The organism is Janthinobacterium sp. BHSEK, from assembly GCF_056174685.1.
In genome coordinates, this window is sequence record NZ_JBWBYV010000003.1 from 63,035 (window position 1) to 78,592 (window position 15,558).

At 67.1% G+C, this 15,558-nt stretch carries 11 protein-coding genes and 2 tRNA genes; 9 read left to right on the forward strand and 4 right to left on the reverse strand.

Features of this window, described 5'->3' with window-relative positions; translation table 11 throughout:
* Nucleotides 1-48: 48 nt before the first annotated feature.
* On the forward strand, nucleotides 49-2,193 hold the full coding sequence (locus AC0V2Y_RS00945) for a TonB-dependent receptor domain-containing protein (RefSeq protein WP_475413528.1): 2,145 nt from the start codon (nucleotides 49-51) through the stop codon (nucleotides 2,191-2,193).
* A gap of 34 nt (nucleotides 2,194-2,227) precedes the next feature.
* Here AC0V2Y_RS00945 and AC0V2Y_RS00950 read toward each other — a convergent pair whose 3' ends face one another.
* Nucleotides 2,228-2,896 carry a response regulator gene (locus tag AC0V2Y_RS00950; protein ID WP_475413529.1) on the reverse strand — a complete coding sequence of 223 codons (669 nt, stop codon included), beginning with the start codon at nucleotides 2,894-2,896 and terminating at the stop codon, nucleotides 2,228-2,230.
* Between the two features lie 20 nt (nucleotides 2,897-2,916).
* Entirely contained in the window at nucleotides 2,917-3,288 is a 372-nt protein-coding gene (locus AC0V2Y_RS00955) for a YajD family HNH nuclease (protein ID WP_034755042.1), read from the reverse strand.
* Between the two features lie 273 nt (nucleotides 3,289-3,561).
* Here AC0V2Y_RS00955 and AC0V2Y_RS00960 point away from each other — a divergent pair, with 273 nt between their 5' ends.
* The 3 genes from AC0V2Y_RS00960 to AC0V2Y_RS00970 all read left to right on the forward strand — a co-directional run bounded on the left by AC0V2Y_RS00960 (nucleotide 3,562) and on the right by AC0V2Y_RS00970 (nucleotide 11,675).
* Entirely contained in the window at nucleotides 3,562-6,582 is a 3,021-nt protein-coding gene (locus AC0V2Y_RS00960) for a PAS domain-containing protein (protein ID WP_475413530.1), read from the forward strand.
* An 82-nt stretch (nucleotides 6,583-6,664) separates the two neighbouring features.
* Nucleotides 6,665-7,891 (forward strand): exonuclease SbcCD subunit D C-terminal domain-containing protein, encoded by a 1,227-nt coding sequence (locus AC0V2Y_RS00965; RefSeq protein ID WP_475413531.1) that lies wholly within the window; start codon nucleotides 6,665-6,667, stop codon nucleotides 7,889-7,891.
* Nucleotides 7,892-7,907: 16 nt separating this feature from the next.
* Nucleotides 7,908-11,675, forward strand: a complete 3,768-nt coding sequence (locus AC0V2Y_RS00970; RefSeq protein WP_475413532.1) for an AAA family ATPase — start codon at nucleotides 7,908-7,910, stop codon at nucleotides 11,673-11,675.
* Between the two features lie 4 nt (nucleotides 11,676-11,679).
* On the opposite strand, the gene AC0V2Y_RS00975 is transcribed toward AC0V2Y_RS00970, so the two are convergent.
* Complete coding sequence (locus AC0V2Y_RS00975) at nucleotides 11,680-11,847, reverse strand: hypothetical protein (protein ID WP_162835746.1); 168 nt, start codon at nucleotides 11,845-11,847, stop codon at nucleotides 11,680-11,682.
* 178 nt (nucleotides 11,848-12,025) lie between these two features.
* On the opposite strand from AC0V2Y_RS00975, the gene AC0V2Y_RS00980 reads away from it, so the two are divergent.
* From AC0V2Y_RS00980 to AC0V2Y_RS01000, 5 genes are all read left to right on the forward strand, one after another.
* Entirely contained in the window at nucleotides 12,026-12,235 is a 210-nt protein-coding gene (locus AC0V2Y_RS00980; RefSeq protein WP_034755039.1) for a hypothetical protein, read from the forward strand.
* Nucleotides 12,236-12,295: 60 nt separating this feature from the next.
* A complete protein-coding gene (locus AC0V2Y_RS00985; protein ID WP_475413533.1) occupies nucleotides 12,296-13,144 on the forward strand; it encodes a hypothetical protein in 849 nt (282 codons plus the stop codon).
* Nucleotides 13,145-13,202: 58 nt separating this feature from the next.
* Nucleotides 13,203-14,381, forward strand: coding sequence for a methyltransferase (locus AC0V2Y_RS00990; RefSeq protein WP_475413534.1), 1,179 nt, complete (start codon nucleotides 13,203-13,205; stop codon nucleotides 14,379-14,381).
* A gap of 56 nt (nucleotides 14,382-14,437) precedes the next feature.
* Nucleotides 14,438-14,514: transfer RNA gene (locus tag AC0V2Y_RS00995), tRNA-Met, on the forward strand.
* Between the two features lie 144 nt (nucleotides 14,515-14,658).
* A tRNA-Met gene (locus AC0V2Y_RS01000) sits at nucleotides 14,659-14,735 on the forward strand.
* 70 nt (nucleotides 14,736-14,805) lie between these two features.
* On the opposite strand, the gene AC0V2Y_RS01005 is transcribed toward AC0V2Y_RS01000, so the two are convergent.
* Complete coding sequence (locus AC0V2Y_RS01005) at nucleotides 14,806-15,366, reverse strand: hypothetical protein (protein WP_475413535.1); 561 nt, start codon at nucleotides 15,364-15,366, stop codon at nucleotides 14,806-14,808.
* Nucleotides 15,367-15,558: the final 192 nt, after the last annotated feature.

Below are 15,558 nucleotides of genomic sequence, written 5' to 3' on the forward strand. Positions count from 1 at the left end.
TCCCTTGCCAATACAGCGCAATTATTCATTCACCCTTCAGGAGTTTGCATGTCCAACAGCCCCCGCCGCGCGCGCCTGCCGCGCCCCACCACACTGGCCCTGGCTCTGGCCGCCCTGTCCTGCCTGCCGGCTCACGCCCAGACGGGCACGCCGGCCAGCATGCCGGAAGTGGTGGTCTCCGCCTCCGGGTTCGAACAGGATATCAAGCAGGCGCCCGCGTCGATCACCGTGCTCACGCGCGAGGAACTGTCGAAGGAACGCTTCGGCAACCTGACGCAGGCGCTGGAAAGCGTGGAAGGCATCGACGTGGGCGCGGCGGGCGACAAGACGGGCGGCATGAACATCAGCATCCGCGGCATGCCCAGCGACTACACCCTGGTGCTGATCGACGGACGCCGCCAGAATGCGGCCGGCAACGTCACGCCGAACGGTTTCGGCGGCACGCAGACGAGCTTCATGCCGCCGCTGGCGGCCATCGAACGCATCGAGATCATCCGCGGCCCCATGTCGACCCTGTACGGCTCGGACGCCATGGGCGGCGTGATCAACATCATCACGCGCAAGGTGGGCAAGCAGTGGATGGGTTCCGTCTCGGCCGACTACACGGCGCAGCAGGAATCGGACTTCGGCGACGTGAAAAGCGGCCGCTTCTACCTGAGCGGCCCCATCGCTACCGACCTGCTGGGCTTGTCCCTGCGCGGCAGCAAGCAGCGCCGCGACGCGGCCGCTATCCGCTACAGCAACGTGGCCGGTGCGCAAGTCACCCCGAACATGGGCGCCAATCCCGTGCGCGCGGACATCGACAACTTCGGCGCGCGCCTGGCCTATACGCCGAACCGCCACCACACCGTCATCCTCGACGCGGACGCGGGCCGCCAGACCTACGACAACTCGAAACAGCAGCTGGGCACCGTAGGCTTGCAGGGCGGCTACGGCCCGGAACAGAAATACCAGCGCGACCAGTGGACCCTGTCGCACACGGGCCGCTTCGGCTTCGGCACGCTCGACAGCAGCTACATGGTGAACAAGACGGAAACCCTGGGCCGCACGATTCCGCCGGGCACGCCGGGCGCCGTCGCCGGCAGCGCGCGCACCCTGGAAGTGGAAAGCCAGGTGTTCGACACCAAGCTGGTCATGCCTTTGGGCAAGCACATGGCCACCGTCGGCGCGCAATGGTGGAAGGCGGACATGACGGACGGCGTGGCGCCGAGCAAATTCGAGTTCACGCAAAAAGCCCTGTTCGCGGAAGACGAATGGCAAGTACTGGAGCATCTCGCGCTGACCTTCGGCGCCCGCTATGACGACCACAGCATCTTCGGCGGCCAGACCAGCCCCCGCGCGTATGCCGTATGGAACGCGACGCCGAGCTGGACCGTCAAGGGCGGCGTCAGCAAGGGCTACAAGACGCCGCGCGTGGAGCAGCTGTCGCCAGGCATCAACGGTTTCGGCGGCCAGGGCACGATCCCGCTCGTCGGCAGCCCGGACCTGAAGCCGGAAACGAGCACGACGACGGAAATCGGCGCGTACTTCGACAATCTGGCCGGCTGGACCGCCAGCGGCTCTCTGTTCAACAACGCATTCAAGGACAAGATCACGACGGGCACGGGCCTCGTCAACTGCAGCTACCGTCCATCGCCGAACCGTCCCGGCTGCGTCAGCTTCGGCAACTGGCCCAACGTCGATGCGTTTGGCCAGTCCGTCAACGTGGACGAGGCCGTCACGCGCGGCGTCGAGCTGAACACGCGCTTCCCGCTGGGCAAGACCTTGTCGGCCAGCGCCAACTACACGTACACGGAAAGCGAGCAGAAGAGCGGCAGCAACGCGGGCAAGCCCCTGAGCGACACGCCCAAACACGCCGTCAACGCGCGCCTGTCGTGGGATATCTCGCGCGCATGGAACGGCTGGCTGCGCGCCGAATACCGCAGCGAGCGCTTCCGCGATCCGGGCACCTCGGCCGCCACGCGCGCCGCCAAGGCCGCGCTGGGCGACTACAAGGGCTACACCATGCTGCACCTGGGCAGCAGCTACCAGCTGAACCAGCGCGTGACCCTGAACGCGGCCGTGTACAACCTGCTCAACAAGGACTTCATCGACTACCAGCCCTACCGCGCACCGGCATTGAATTACGCCAACCGCTACGTCAACAGCCTGGACGGCCGCCGCCTGTGGCTGTCGGCCACCGTCGATTTCTGATCAAGGGGGCGGCCTCCCGGCCGCCTTTTTTTCGTCAGGCCGCTTTGGGCTTGTCGATGCAATAGCCGACCGCATGCACGGTGCGTATCAAGTCCCGCCCCAGCTTCTTGCGCAGGTGGTGGATATGCACTTGCACGGCATTGCTTTCCACTTCATCGCCCCAGCTGTACAGGTTCTTTTCCAGCTGTTCCCGGCTCAGCACCCGGCCGCCATGTTCCAGCAGCAGCTGCAGGATGCGGAATTCCTTCACCGTCAACGTCACGGGCACGCCCCCTTGCGTCACCTGACGGTCCGCGATATCGAGCGCCAGGTCGCCGTGCACGAGGTGCTCGCGCAGGCGGCCCGCGGCGCGGCGGCAGGCGCTGCGGATGCGCGCGGCCAGTTCGTCGAGGTCGAACGGTTTGACGATAAAGTCGTCGGCGCCCGCGTCCAGGCCGGCGATGCGCTCGCCCACCTGGTCGCGCGCCGTGACGACCAGCACGGCGCCGCTGTAGCCGTTATCGCGCAGCAGGCCCAGCGCCTGCATGCCGTCCTGCCCCGGCAAGCCCAGGTCGAGCAGGATGCAGCCGTAGTCGTGCAGGCGCACGGCCGTGTGCGCGTGTTCGGCGCTCGTGACCCAGTCGACGGCGTAGCCGCCCTGTTCCAGGCCGATCTGCGTGGCGCGGCCCAGCTGCGGGTCGTCTTCGGTCAGCAGGATGCGCATGGGGAGGCGGCGCGGTCTGCTCAGTCCTTCTTCTTGATCAGGCCGGCCAGCGCGGCAAACGGATTGTGCGTGGCGGGCGCCACCTCGGCCGACAGCAGGCCGGCGCCACGGTCCGCTTCCAGGTAGCGCGAGTGCTCATTGTCGTGGCAATACAGGCACAGCAGTTCCCAGTTGCTGCCATCGGGCGGATTGTTGTCGTGGTTATGGTCGCGGTGGTGCACCGTCAGCTGCTGCACGTTGGCACGCGTAAATTCGCGCATGCAGCGGCCGCATACCCACGGATACATCTTCAGCGAGCGCTCGCGGTAGCCGCTCTCGCGCTGGTCGGCGGCGCGGCGCGCCTCGGCCACGATCTTGTCCAGTCTTGCCGCGTCGGGCTTTTTACTCTGCATGACAACTTTCGATATGGGAGGAAGAAGCGTCCATTTTAATGAGGATGGGGGCGCAATTGTACTTTTTCTGCCACGGCGCCAGCCCGTGCCACCCCCGGCGTGCTTTTTTTAGCGTGCGCGGCCCCACAGGTACTTGATTTAACGCAAAATAAGGCCAGCGACAGACCACGAACAGACGCTAGGGCAGCAGGCAGCGCGCAGGTCAGCATATTTCGGCTATGATGCGCGCCACGCCGCCCTTCACCTTTCCATGACCCTAGCCTGCAAGCGCCCGTGATAGCGATAACAAGACCCCTGCAACGCCTTGCCCGCCGCCTGTACCGTCTCAGCCTGGTACCCCTGTCCGCGCTCATCTTGCTGCTGGCGCTGTGGGCGGCCGTCTTGTACCAGGTGGGCCAGGAGCGGGCCAGCGCCGTGCGCGACGCCGTGGCCGTCAGCCAGTCGCTGGCGCGCACCCTGGCGGACCATACCAGTTTCACGCTGCGCCAGACGGACCATGCCACGCAATTGTTCAAGCTCAAATACGAGGAAACGGACGGCACCCTGCGCCTGAATGAATTCACGCGCCGCCAGGGCTTGCTCGACAGCGTGCTGCCGTCGAAGCTGGAACTGCCGATCGCCCTCGTCGACGCGCGCGGCGACGTGATCGACAGCGCCAACGCGTATCTGCCGGAAAACCTGGCCAGGCAGGCATTTTTCAGGGCGCTGGCCGCGAATGCGTCCGACACGGCCCTGGTCGACACGCCCATGCTCGACGCGGGCAGCAAGCACTGGACCATCCGCCTGGCGCGCCGCCTGAACGATGGCCGGGGCCGCTTTGCGGGCGCCATCATCATCCACGTCGACCCCACGTATTTTGTCGACGATTACGACCGTCTGAACCTCGACGAGCATGGCGCGCTGATGCTCGTGGCGCGCGACAGCGGCCTGACGGTGGGGCGCATCGGCGAACAATTGATCCTCAGCGACCGCATCGACTTCCGCATGCCGGGCCCGCCGCAGCACGCCCCCGAGGAATTGCTGATCGAGCCGCCCGTCGATGCGACGGCGCGCATCTACAGCTACCACGAACTGTCCCGCTACCCGCTGCTCGCCGTGGTGGGCGTGAGCCGCGCCACCGCCCTGGCCCGCTTCGAACACCGCCGCCTGGCGTATGTCGGCGCGCTGCTCGCCGCCAGCGTGCTCATCGCCGGCTTTACGGCCCTGCTGATGCGCCAGAGCGCGCGCCTGCGCCGCAGCATCCGCCAGGCCAAGGAAACGCAGGCGCTGCTGCGCGCGGCGCACCAGGCCAGCCTCGATGCCGTGCTGCTGCTCAAAGCCTGGCGCCCCGCGCCGGGCAAGCCGGTGGAAGACTTCATCTTCGCCGACGTCAACGAACGGGCCGCCGATATGCTGGGCAAGCCGCGCTCCGAACTGCTGGGCCAGCGCGTGCTGCCGCGCGTGCCGCTGCTGCGCGGCGAGCGCTTTTTCAAGCGCTTCGTGCTGGTGATGGAAACGGGCCAGCCGCTGGAGGATGAATTCGAACTGACCCTGGCCTCGGGCGGCACGCGCTGGCTGCGCCACCAGGTGGTGCCGATCGCCGACGGCGTGGCCGTCACCTCGCGCGACATCAGCGCGCGCAAGCACGACGAACTGGCGCTGCAGGACAACCGCAGCTTCCTGCAGTCGCTGATCGACCATTTGCCCGTGCTGGTGTACGTGAAAAGCGCGCGCCCGGAAAACTTCGGCCGGATGGAAGTGTGGAACAAGGCGGCCGAGGACATCACGGGCCACCTGGCCGCCGACGTCATCGGCAAGACCGACTGCGCCGCCTTCCCGCCCGACTTCGGCCTGCACGACGCCGAGGACGACCGCGCCATCCTGGCCGAGCGGGGCGTCATCGACCACACGGAAAAGCCGCTGCGCCTGGCGGATGGCAGCCTGCGCTACCTGCGCGCGGTTTCCGTGCCCGTGTTCGACGAGCGCCAGCAGGTCGAGCATATCCTGTGCATCGCCGAGGATATCTCGCAGCGCCGCCAGCAGGAACTGGAACTGCGCCAGAAACAGGCCGAGCTGGCCGCCGTCAACGACGCCTCGCCGCTCGGGCTGGTGCGCCTGGACCGTCAGCGCCGCTGCACCTACGTCAACCGCACCTTCGAAGCCATCACGGGCCTGCCGCGCGCCGCCGCACTGGGCGCTGGCTGGACCAGCGCCCTGCACCCGGACGACTATCCGCTGATGCACGTGGCGCTGGAACAGCTCACGCGCAGCCACGCACCGTTCCAGTCCACCCTGCGCTGCCTGCAGCGCGACGGCAGGCTGGTCTGGGTCTCCGTCAAAATTGCCCCCATCCTCATCGACGGCAGCATCGAAGGCTACGTGGGCAGCCTGGACGACATCACCACCTTGCGCGAATCGGAAGTGGCGCTGCTGGAAAGCGAGGCGCGCCTGCGCACCATCGCCGACACCTTGCCGGCAATGATCGCCTACATCGACGCCGACCAGGTCTACCGCTTCCTGAACATCGCGTATGAACGCGAATTCGGCCTGACGGGCCGCCAGGCGCTGGGCAAGAGCGTGCGCGACACGGTGGGCGAAGCGCGCTACCGCACGGTGGCGCCGTATATCGAAAGAGTGCTGGCCGGCGAAACCTTGAGCTTCGAGGAAGAAGACGACAAGGAGGGCATCGAGCGCTGCATGGAAGTGATCTACATCCCGCAGATCGGCGAAGACAGGCTGCAGGTGGTGGGTTTTCACGTGATGCGCCAGGATATCACCGTGCAAAAGCGCGAGAAACAGCGGCTGCTGAAGCTGGCCCAGGTCGATGCGCTGACGGGCTTGTCGAACCGCGCCGGCTTCCAGCAGAAACTCAGCGACGCCATGCACGCCAGCCGCCAGCAACAGCACCTGATGGCCGTCATGTACATGGATATCGACCGCTTCAAGCCCGTCAACGACACGCACGGCCACGGCACGGGCGACGCCCTGCTGCGCGCCTTCGCCCAGCGCCTGACGCAGACCATGCGCGCCACCGACATCGTCGCCCGCCTGGGCGGCGACGAATTCACCATCATCATGGAACAGATCGCCCGGCCCGACGACGCGGCCGTGCTGGCGGAAAAAATCGTCGCCGCCATGCGGCAGCCGTTCGAACTCGACGGCATCACCGTGCGCATTTCCGCCAGCATCGGCCTGGCCTTCTACCGCGACGAAGACATTTCCCCTGCCGTGCTGCTGCAGCGGGCCGACGTGCTGCTGTACCAGGCCAAGCAGGATGGGCGTAATACCTACAGGGCCGGCGCGCTGACTACTTGATATGGCCGCTGGCCCAGCGCGCGAGTCTGCCCGCTGTCATTCCTGCTATATTGGCGCCTGTCTTCCCTACCCTTGCCACACCATGCGCCTGCTGCACACTTCCGACTGGCATCTGGGCCAGACCCTGCACAATTTTGAGCGGGGCTACGAGCACCAGCGTTTCCTCGACTGGCTGCTCGACACCCTCGTGGCCGAACAGATCGACGTGCTGCTGGTGGCGGGCGACGTGTTCGACAATGCCAACCCTTCCGCCGCCTCGCAAAAACAGCTGTATGTGTTCCTGCAGCAGGCGCGCGCGCGCCTGCCCGCGCTGCAGCTGGTCGTCGTCGCCGGCAACCACGATTCGGCGGGCCGCCTGGAAGCGCCAGCCCCCCTGCTGGCCGCGCACGGCACGCACGTGATCGGCCATCTGCTGCGCGATGCAGCGGGCAATATCGACCTGGAACGCCTGCTGCTGCCCTTGACGGGCGCCGATGGCCAGGTGCGGGCCTGGTGCCTGGCCGTGCCCTTTTTGCGCCCCGGCGACGTGCCGAAACTGCCGGCCGGCGACACCCAGGACGCCTACCTGGGCGGCATCGCCCTGCTGTACCGCCAATTGACGGACCTGGCCCTGGCGCGCCGCCAGCCCGGGCAAGCCATCCTTGCCATGGGCCACTGCCACATGGTGGGCGGCGAAATGTCGAACGATTCCGAACGCCGCATCGTCATCGGCGGCACGGAAATGCTGCCCTCGGGGATTTTCGATACGTCCATCGCGTATGCGGCGCTGGGCCATCTGCACAAGGCGCAGGCCGTGGGCGGCCAGGAGCACATCCGCTACTGCGGCAGCCCGATACCGCTATCGTTTGCGGAAGTGAACTACCGCCACCAGGTGCTGTGCCTCGATATCGACGGCGAGCAGTTACGCGAAGTACGCACCATCGCCGTGCCGCGCGCCGTGCCCCTGCTGCGCGTGCCCGCCGCCCCGGCGCCCATCAACGAAGTGCTGGAACAGCTGGCGGCCCTCGACGTGCCGGACGCTCCCACCGAGGCGCAACCGTTCCTGGAAGTGCGCGTGCGCCTCGATGCGCCCGAACCGGGCCTGCGCACGCGCATCGAGGCAGCGCTGGACGGCACGCCCGTGCGCCTGGCGAAGATCGAAACGTCGAGCGCGGCGCGCGGCAGCGCCCCCGAAAACATGACGCTCGACCAATTGGGCCAGCTGCAGCCCGACGACATCTTCCGCCGCCTGTACCAGCAAAAATACGCGAAGGAAGCGCCGCCCGAACTGCTCTCGGCCCTGGCCGAACTGCTGCTGCCCGGCGCTTGACCACACCAGAAGAACCATGAAAATCCTCAAAATCAGCGGCAAGAACCTGGCTTCGCTGGCCGGCGAATTTGAAGTCGACTTCCAGCAGGAACCGCTGGCGTCCTCCGGCCTGTTCGCCATCAGCGGCCCCACGGGCGCGGGCAAGAGCACCCTGCTCGACGCCCTGTGCCTGGCCCTGTACGACGCCACGCCGCGCCTGCTGAAAGTGCTGGGCCGGGGCAGCGCCCTGCCCGACGTGGGCAAGGAAACCGTCAGCGCGCAGGATACGCGCACCCTGCTGCGCCGGGGCACGCCGGACGGCTACGCGCAGGTGGACTTCGTCGGCAACGACGGCGGTCACTACCGCGCGCGCTGGAGCGTGCGGCGCTCGCGCACCAAGGCGGAAGGCGCGCTGCAGGCCACCGCCATGAGCTTGCACCAGCTGCCCGCGCTGCAGCCCCTCGGCGGCACCAAGACGGAAGTCAAGGACGAAATCGAAAAACGCATCGGCCTGTCCTTCGACCAGTTTACGCGCGCCGTGCTGCTGGCGCAAAACGAGTTCTCCACCTTCCTCAAGACGGAAGACAATGAACGGGGCGAATTGCTGGAAACCCTGACGGGCAGCAGCATCTATACGGACATTTCCATGCGCGCCTTCGAGCGGGCGAAAAAGGAAAAGCAGGTGCTCGAACGGCTGGGCGAAAAACTGGCCGACCAGCGGCCGCTGTCGCCGGAAGAGCGCAGCGAGACCGAAGCGTCAAGCGGCTCGGCCGAAACCGCCCTGCAAACCATCGACCTGCGCAAGGCGGTGCTGGAACTGCAGCAGCGCTGGCACCACGAGACCGACAAGCTGCAAAGCCAGGTGACGGCCGCGCAGGAAGCGCTGGACGGCGCCGATGCCGAACGCACCGCCGCCGAAGAGCGCCGCGCGGCGCTGGCGCAGTGGGAATTGCTGCAGCCGGCGCGGCCCCTGATCGACGACGTGGCGCGCCTGGCCAACGACATCGCCGGCACGGGCGCCGCGCTGGAAGCGTCGCGCGCGCAGGCGGCGCAGGCCGTGGCCGGCGAAGCGCAGCTGGCGCAGGCCGTGCAGCAGGCGGCAGCGGCCTTGCTTGCCAGGGAAGCGGCGCAGCGCGATGCGGCGCCCCTGCTCGACCAAGCCAAGGCGCTCGACGCGGGCATTGCGGCGCACATGCCCGCGCATCGCCAGGCGCAAGCTGGCGCCCTGGCCGCCGACCAGACCGACGAGGCGGCGCGCGCCGCGCTGCACGCGCTGCAGCAGCGCCAGCACGCGGCACTAGCGGAACAGGAAACGGGCCGCCAGTGGCTGGCATCGCACCAGCAATGGCAGGCGCTGGCGCAATCGTGGCAGTTGTGGGATCAATTGTTTGCCCAGGCCGGGCAAGCGGCCGCGCAAGCCGATGCGGCCGACGCCAGCATGGCCGAGTCAAGACAGCAGCTGCGCCAGGCCTCGGACGCCACGCAGGCGGCGCAAGCGGCGCTGGCCAGCGCCGCTGCCGCCCTGGCCGTGCGCGATGCGGAAAGGCGCGAGGCGCAAGCGGCCGTGCAAGCCATCGATGGCCAGGGGCTGCAGGAACAGCGCGGCCAGCTGGAGACGCACGCGCGCACGTTGACCAGCGCGGAAAAGACCTGGAGCGAACTGGCGCGCCAGCAGCAGGCGCTGGCGCACTGGCAAGCGAGGGCGGCCCAGCTGGCGCAGGCCGCGCAGACGGAAAACACGGCATGGGCGGCGGAAGCGGCGCAAACGCCGCTGCTGGAAGCGCGCCTGGCGCAGGCGGAAAAATCCTTGAAAGGCGCCGAAGCGGCATGCGCGGCCAGCGTCGAGCAGCTGCGGGCCACCTTGCAGGACGAGCAGCCCTGCCCCGTCTGCGGCGCGCTGGAACACCCGTACAGCCACGCCGATCATACCAACCACCCTTTGCAGGCGATGCTGGCCAGCTTGCAGGATGAAGTGCTGGCCTGCCGCACGCAGGCGCGCGGCAATCTGGAGCGGCTGGCCACGCACAAGGCGGCGCTGGCCGCGACGGCGCGCGAACAGGCGCAAACGGATGCCGAACTGGCGGCCCTGCCGCCCGCCATCGACAGCTTGCTCGCACAGTGGCAGCCGCATGCGGACACATTGGAACTGCCGCCGGCAAATGAGCGCGCGGACTGGTTCGCGCGGCAGCTGGCGGCCAATGCGGCCGGTTTACAGGCGCTGGCGCAGCAGGAAACGGCGCTGCGCCAGGCCGGCGCGCGGCGCGAGCAGGCGCAGGCGGCGCATGAACTGGCGTCCAGCGAGCACGCGCGCTGCACAAGCAGCGTCGCCGATGCGCAAGCGCGGCTGGCGCAGCTGCAGGCGCAGCAAGCGGGCAACGCCGACAAGGGCGAGACGGCGCGCGCCGCGCTCGACGCCTTGCTGGCGCAGCTCGATGCCGCGTTCGCCGACGCCGACGGCGCCGAGGACTGGAAAGACAGCTGGCGCGCCGGTCCGGCCGCCTTCCGCGCGGCGCGAGACACGGACAGCCGGCAATGGCTGAAACAGCAGGCGGACCAGGACCACTGCGGCCACGCGCTGGCGACCCTGGCCGCGCAGCTGGAAGCGGCGCAGCCGGCCGCCGCCAAGGCGCGGCAAGCGGCGCAGGAAGCCCACGCCGTCTTTGCCGCCGCCGACAAGCAGCGCACGGCAATGCAGGCGGAGCGCCACGCGCTATGGCAGGGCCAGAGCGTGGCCGAGGTCGAGCGCGCGCTGGCAGACGCCGTCGCGGCAGCCAGGGAGCTGCTGGCGCGGCAGCAAACGGCGGCGCAATCGGCCAGCCAGCAGCGCACGCGTCTGGACGAAGCATGCGCGCAGCTGTCGCAGCGGCTGGCGGCCCTGCATGAACAGGAACACAGCGCCAGCGCCGCCCTGCACGACTGGCTGCGCCAGTTCCAGGATACCCACCCTGCCCATGCGCCCGCCGACATGGACGCCTTGCGCGCGCGCCTGGCCATCGCGCCGGAAGCCATGCGCGCCGAACGCGACGCCCTGCAAGCGATCGCCGACCGCCACACGGCAGCCGTCTCCGTGCTGGCAGAACGCCGGCAGCAGCTGGCAGCGCATGTGCAGCAGCCGCCGGATGCACTGGAAACGGACGCGGCGGCGCTGCAGGCCGCGCTCGACGCGCTGCTGCTGGAACGCCAGGCGGCCAACCAGGAAGCAACCCGGCTGCGCCTGGCGATCGCCCAGGACGACGCGCGGCGCCACGGCGCGCAAGCGATGCTGGCGCAGATCGAGGCGCAAGCCGTCATCGAACGGCGCTGGGCCAGCCTGAATGAACTGATCGGCTCGGCCGACGGCAAGAAATTCCGCAACTACGCGCAGCAATTCACCCTGGAAGTGCTGCTCGGCTATGCCAACGCGCACCTGAACCACCTGGCGCGCCGCTATCAGCTCGAACGCATCGACAACCCGAACAATCCGTCGCTGGGCCTGATGGTGCGCGACCAGGACATGGGCGGCGAGCTGCGCTCCGTGCATTCGCTGTCGGGCGGCGAATCGTTCCTCGTCTCGCTGGCCCTGGCACTGGGCCTGGCCTCGCTGTCCTCGAACCGGGTGCGCGTGGAGTCGCTGTTCATCGACGAGGGCTTCGGCAGCCTGGACACAGAAACCCTGCGCGTGGCCATGGATGCGCTCGACGGCTTGCAAGCGATGGGCCGCAAGGTGGGCGTCATCTCGCACGTGCAGGAAATGACGGAGCGCATCGCCACCAAGATCCTGGTCCAGCCCGGTTCAGGCGGCAAGAGCGTGGTGACGGTGCGCTAGGTCGCTAACGGCTGGCCGGTTCCCGGCACAGCCTGAGCATATCCCAGCCCAGTTCGCGGCGGATCTGCTCGGGGTCGGGCGGGGGCCGGCGCTGTTCCAGCTCCGCTTTCAGCCACTTCCTGACCAGCTCCTTGGCGGGCTGTACAGGCTTTTCCTTGTCATGCTTGTCCATGGTGCTACCTCTTCAATGGCGGTCAGACGACCTCCTATATACGTTCAACGTCACGGCACGGATTCAGTTGACCTGCGCGTGGCGCAGATGCAACAACGTGTAACGATGGCCGGAGTGCGTTAAAATCGCCGCCTTCGCGCAGGTACCGCCTACGCCCCGCAACAGTTCAAGGAAACCCATGAAAGCCGCCCGCAGCCTCACCTTCAAGTGCGTCAAATGTCACAAATCCATGCAGGTCTACCTGCAAAAAGTCTCCGCCTGCTCGCATATCCAGCCATACCAGGGCATTTGCGCATGCGGCGAACTCAAGCGCCACGCCACGGGCCAGGCCGATGCTGTCAAGTCTTACCTGGAATCGGCGGACGGTAGCTGGTCGCACCACCACTAATGGTTAAAGAATGGGGAGATATTGCCGTTAATTCGCATATCCTCCCCATTTGAACCGACCATGTCCCAGCTTCCCGCCCTTGCCAGCCGTCAACCCGCCTCGACTACGCTGGATGGACAGCGGCCGTCCCGCTCGGGCGGCAGCGCCACCGGCCTGGCCGCTTCGCCCCTGATGCAGCGCACGGCGCAAGACGTGGTGGCCCTGTCGAAGAATGGCCTGGACCTGTCGGCCAAGGGGCTGTCGCAACGGACCGATGCGCTGGGCAACGCCACCGTCGACGTGGCGCAGGATTTCCTGAACAACATGACGCGCCAGCTGTTCGGCGACGGCGCCACCGTCGCCTTCGATGCCGTCGATTTGCAGGCCGGTTCCAGCTTCAGCAATGCTGGCGTCAGCGTCTCGGGCGCAGGCAGCAGCAGCCGCGCGGCCGCCTTCAGCCTCGATGAAAACGCCCATTTCATCGGCAAGGGCAAGATCACCACGGCCGACGGCCAGACCTTCGACTTCGAAGTGGAAGTGCAATATCAATCGAACATCAGCGCGGGCGTGCTTGAACAAACGCAAGGTGAAACGCCGGAAGCCACATCATCCGATGACGCCGCCCTGCCCGCCAAGGAGCTGCCCGCCACGCACTTCGCCGGCAATCTGCACGACCTATTCCAGCTGCTGGGCCAGCAATTGCAAAGCAATCTCTATCAGGGCACGTCCGACGGCGCCAGCGCCAGCGGCAAGGATGGCGACCTGGCAGGCAGCCTGAGCTTGCGTTTGCTCAAGCTGGTGCAGCCGGACGCAACCGTGAAAGCCGACAGGAAAGCCGTGGAAACGACGCCGGAAGACCAGGCGCGCGCCCGCGCGCTGGCACTCGCCTATGGCACGGACACCGCTGACGGCACGGCCAGCGACGTATAATGGAAGACGGCCTGCGCAGGCGACCATGCCGCGCGCCCCCTTCTATCGATTGAAACCCATGTCCGACACTTCTTCCCCTACCGTTCATCCGCAGATCCACTGGAGCGAAAACGGCGCCGAGCATTCGGCCCGCTGGCGCTCGGAAAGCGGCATGCCGCCGCCCAAGCGCGTCGTCATCGCCGACGACCGCACGACGGCCGACCAGGCTTACCGCCTGGCCTGCGAAGGCACGGCCATGCTGTGGCGCGGCGACTTCCAGAACGCGCGCCAGCTGCTGCAGGCGCTGGCGCGGCGCGCCGACCACAAGAACGACAAACCCAGCAAGAAGGCCAAGGCCGCCAAGCTGGCGAAACCCGAACCATCGGCCACGGAAGCCTTCCATCTGCACCGCCAGGCGCAGTCGCAGCGCGCCCGCACCCTGGCCATGCTGCTGCTGCCGTTCGATGCCGATTACACGATCCCGCTGCGCCGCGCGCCGGACGTGAAACTGGCTTGCAATGAAGCGTATGGCCGCGGCGAGGAAGCCTTCGTCGCCTCGCTGCGCGAGCTGCTGGGCCTGATCGGCGCACACGAATGGCGCCGCACGGGCGTGGAACTGCCGGCCCTGGGCCAGCGCATCCACCCCCACTACGGCGTGTTCGCGCCCATCCGCGGCGAATACGTGGGCCTGGTGGCGGAAGCGCCGCTGCCCGCGCGCGCCAGCCTGGCCTTCGACATCGGCACCGGCACGGGCGTGCTGGCCGCCGTGCTGGCGCAGCGCGGCGTCGCCCGCATCGTCGCCACCGACCAGGACCCGCGCGCCCTGTCCTGCGCGCGCGAAAACCTGGCCCGCCTCGACTTGATCGACAAGGTCGAGGTGGTGCAGGCCGACCTGTTCCCCGCCGGACGCGCGCCGCTCGTCGTGTGCAATCCGCCATGGTTGCCGGCCCGCCCAAGCTCGCCGATCGAATACGCCGTCTACGATCCGGACAGCCGCATGCTGCGCGGCTTCCTCGCCGGCCTGGCCGCTCACCTGGAACCTGCCGGCGAAGGCTGGCTGATCCTGTCGGACCTGGCCGAGCACCTGGGCCTGCGCCCGCGCGCGCAATTGCTCGAATGGATAGAACAGGCAGGCTTGAAGGTCGTCGACCGCCTGGACGTGAAACCCACGCACCCGCGCGCGCAGGACGCCACCGACAGCCTGCACGCGGCCCGCTCGAAAGAAATCACCTCGCTGTGGCGCCTGGCGGCGGCGTAATCGAGGGTCTGAAACCCGGCCATTGCGCATTGCAGCAAACCCCGCTATAATTCGCCTGCGGGGTGGAGCAGTCTGGCAGCTCGTCGGGCTCATAACCCGAAGGTCACAGGTTCAAATCCTGTCCCCGCAACCAGATACCGGAAAGCCGCTGATTCTTGCAAGAGAATCAGCGGCTTTTTCCATTGCGGCGCAGTATCTCAATGACCATCCTGCAAGCCAAATATCCTTCATTTCCATGCGCTCTTTCGCAATGCAGCAAACTCGGTTATAATTCGCCTGCGGGGTGGAGCAGTCTGGCAGCTCGTCGGGCTCATAACCCGAAGGTCACAGGTTCAAATCCTGTCCCCGCAACCAATACATAAAAAACCGCTGATGCCTGCAAGGGCTTCAGCGGTTTTTTTCATTCCGGGCCGGGCCCATGCTGTTACGCGGTGACGCTGGCCCTGATCTGCCTGGCCGCCGCATGCAGGCTGGCCGCCACCCGTTCCAGCTTGTCGGCGCCCGCCGTTTCGGCCAGGGCGGCAAAGGCGCTGATATGAAACGTGGCCACCATGGCGGGCGACACTTCCAGCTCCAGCGCCGTCTTGCTCAATTCCGTCGACGCCTCGAGATAGGGCTCGCTGCCCGCCTCGAACGCCTGCTTGGTTTCCAGCAATTCCTGACCGCCTTCCGCCTTGGCCAGGCAGGCATCGACTTTTTGCTGGAAGGCCGGCAAGGTATCGCGCACGGGGCCGGCATCCGGCGCCGGTTCCGGCTCCGCTGGCGCGGGAGCGGCTGGCGCCGGCTTGTCCGCCGCCGGCATGTCGCGCAAAGTGAGCCAGCGTTCGACGGCGAGGAAATCGGCAAACGGCTCCTCTACCTTCGGATTCATCAGCCAGACTTCGCCCGTGCGCCAGTCGATCCTGGCGCCGCGCTCGTTTCTCGCCAACAAAATATCCTTGCCGCCATCGGCATTCGACACGCGGCCGATGTCGAGCCAGTTCATCAATTCCGCCTGGCGCGACATCGCGTTGACCCGATGAAAAAAGGCCAACCATAAAAATCTGGCGACCAAAAGAACCAGGGCACCGCCAACCATCCACATCATTTTTCGCTCCGCACCACATCGACAGCCCGCATTTTCTCACATGAAAGCTTGCGTCAAGGAAACTTTTACATCTGCCGTGCGCAGGCGCAA

What these genes read in the sequence shown, in the direction of transcription:
- AC0V2Y_RS00965 (WP_475413531.1), top strand. Translation starts at nt 6,665, where the DNA reads ATGCGCCTGCTGCACACTTCCGACTGGCATCTGGGCCAGACCCTGCAC.
- AC0V2Y_RS00950 (WP_475413529.1), bottom strand. Translation starts at nt 2,896, where the DNA reads ATGCGCATCCTGCTGACCGAAGACGACCCGCAGCTGGGCCGCGCCACG.
- AC0V2Y_RS00980 (WP_034755039.1), top strand. Translation starts at nt 12,026, where the DNA reads ATGAAAGCCGCCCGCAGCCTCACCTTCAAGTGCGTCAAATGTCACAAA.
- AC0V2Y_RS00955 (WP_034755042.1), bottom strand. Translation starts at nt 3,288, where the DNA reads ATGCAGAGTAAAAAGCCCGACGCGGCAAGACTGGACAAGATCGTGGCC.
- AC0V2Y_RS00945 (WP_475413528.1), top strand. Translation starts at nt 49, where the DNA reads ATGTCCAACAGCCCCCGCCGCGCGCGCCTGCCGCGCCCCACCACACTG.
- AC0V2Y_RS00975 (WP_162835746.1), bottom strand. Translation starts at nt 11,847, where the DNA reads ATGGACAAGCATGACAAGGAAAAGCCTGTACAGCCCGCCAAGGAGCTG.
- AC0V2Y_RS00970 (WP_475413532.1), top strand. Translation starts at nt 7,908, where the DNA reads ATGAAAATCCTCAAAATCAGCGGCAAGAACCTGGCTTCGCTGGCCGGC.
- AC0V2Y_RS01005 (WP_475413535.1), bottom strand. Translation starts at nt 15,366, where the DNA reads ATGAACTGGCTCGACATCGGCCGCGTGTCGAATGCCGATGGCGGCAAG.
- AC0V2Y_RS00990 (WP_475413534.1), top strand. Translation starts at nt 13,203, where the DNA reads ATGTCCGACACTTCTTCCCCTACCGTTCATCCGCAGATCCACTGGAGC.
- AC0V2Y_RS00985 (WP_475413533.1), top strand. Translation starts at nt 12,296, where the DNA reads ATGTCCCAGCTTCCCGCCCTTGCCAGCCGTCAACCCGCCTCGACTACG.